Source organism: Shewanella sp. Sh95, assembly GCF_001308045.1.
GTDB lineage: Bacteria > Pseudomonadota > Gammaproteobacteria > Enterobacterales > Shewanellaceae > Shewanella > Shewanella xiamenensis.
Genome location: NZ_LGYY01000105.1, coordinates 1 through 1792, shown reverse-complemented (window position 1 = coordinate 1792; position 1792 = coordinate 1). Strand labels below are relative to the sequence as shown.

Here is a 1792-nt window from a genome sequence, read left to right as displayed (position 1 = left end):
TAGGATATTGGCTTCGCGCATCTTGTTGTCCAAGTGTAGTTTTTAGCGAAACCATTTGATCATGCAACAAGATGCGCTTCCACCCTAATTTGATGATTTATTTGTAAATCATCAGGGGATTCTTCAGCGCTAAATGCGTCCTTATTTATTAGAGGATATATTATAGCGATTACATTTATCTGGTTTTAACTGTTTCGACTAACTTACCATTAACTATCGATACGTGAGACACTTCTTCTGTGTAATAGCTATTCAAGGTCGATGTGTTAGCACTTAAAGGAACCATCTCGTTACCGATCATTTCTGCGTCATGTGTGCCCGTTGCATCAACTGTCAGTGTAATATTATCAACTAGCACTAGCCCGTTATCTGTCACTTCAAGTAAGTCAGCCCAGGAGGTTATATAGTCTGTAACATAAGCAATCACATAGCGGTTGCTTACATTAAACATTTTAATTGCACCAGTGGCTCCATCAGGAACTGCGTGATCATATGGTATAACTTCAGTTTCATAGCCGTAAGTGAGGCCATCAGTTCCGCCGAGTAAAACTGTGTGCCCATTGACTTCAAGGTTATAATCAGCATTACGGCCAAGAACTACGTCATCTATTGAATCTGAATTGGTGTCAATTGCCACACATGACGTAAAGTTTTCTTGAATGGGCTCGCGTAATTCAATTGGTGTGTCATGTGCAGTGAAATTACCATTACCATCATTGTAGCGTACTATAGGGCTGCCGCTGTATGAATTAACATCAATCATGTCGATAAATGTGTCGCCATTAAAGTCACCAGAACAAGCGCCGTGGGTATATCCACCAGCGATGACTTTTCCTTGGTATTGGAGCGTACTTAGGTAAATTATGTTGTTGCCTTCAGTCGCATGATGTTCTCCATCACCAAATTCGTGCCCATGGCTATGTGCGTAGTAATCATCTATGCCGTCGCCATCAAAGTCTGCAACGACTGTCCCACGAGCTACGGTTCCTAGACCCATGTCTGTTGTTTGGATATTGTTTGGATCGCCGTAATCTACAAGGATCGCGTCCTCTATATCTGCATCGGTAACACCGTTAGTAATAGTGTCTAGTTGCTTGGCACGATAAATGACCATTTTGGAATTGCCGACGATATCAAAACGTGCAAATTGATAGTTGCTACTATCGAATTGAGCTGCAATTGAGGAAAACACTTCTTGCGGTGTAGGAACAACAACTACTGGTGGCGTTGTTATTGGGGGTTGTTCTTCAGATGTATTTGATCCAGAGCCACCACAGCCTGTTAAAGCTAAAGTGACTGCACTTGTCAGTAAAAATTTCTTCATTTTATTTGCTTCTCCCAGCGAGGCGGCGTAGCTCAATTTACTTAAATAAATTATGTAACATCCTAAATCGGTTATGATTTTACAGTTCTATGCTACTAAATCAAGGTCTGAAATTCCTAGCTGAACTAGGAAAATTTCCTAGTTCATTGGGATATTAAGTAAAATATTTGTACCTTGTGGGGAGCTAATGATCGTGACGTTACCTTTCAATGCTAAGGCTCTTTCTTCTATTCCGAGTAAGCCAAATTGACCACTCCACAGTTCTTTGTTCTTTGCATCGAAACCTTTCCCATCATCCTTAATAGAAAGTTCAAGTTGGTGTTGAGTTGATGATAAGTTTACACCCGAATTCAACTGCGAAGTGCGACACTCGCCAATATCAAGCAGCCAATACCATTTCTTTAAAGACAATCGCTGGTTGCTTGAAATCTAAACACTTTTTCGGTCGATAATTTATCCGTGATAAAG

At 40.7% G+C, this 1792-nt stretch carries 2 protein-coding genes; both read right to left on the bottom strand.

Annotated features, from left to right (window positions below; genetic code table 11):
- Positions 1–175 precede the first annotated feature (175 nt).
- Entirely contained in the window at positions 176–1324 is a 1149-nt protein-coding gene (locus AEA42_RS07590; protein ID WP_055647389.1) for a hypothetical protein, read from the bottom strand.
- Positions 1325–1462: 138 nt separating this feature from the next.
- The gene (locus AEA42_RS07585) at positions 1463–1735 is read right to left on the bottom strand and encodes an ATP-binding protein (protein ID WP_055647388.1); all 273 of its coding nucleotides are present in this window, start codon (positions 1733–1735) and stop codon (positions 1463–1465) included.
- Positions 1736–1792 lie beyond the last annotated feature (57 nt).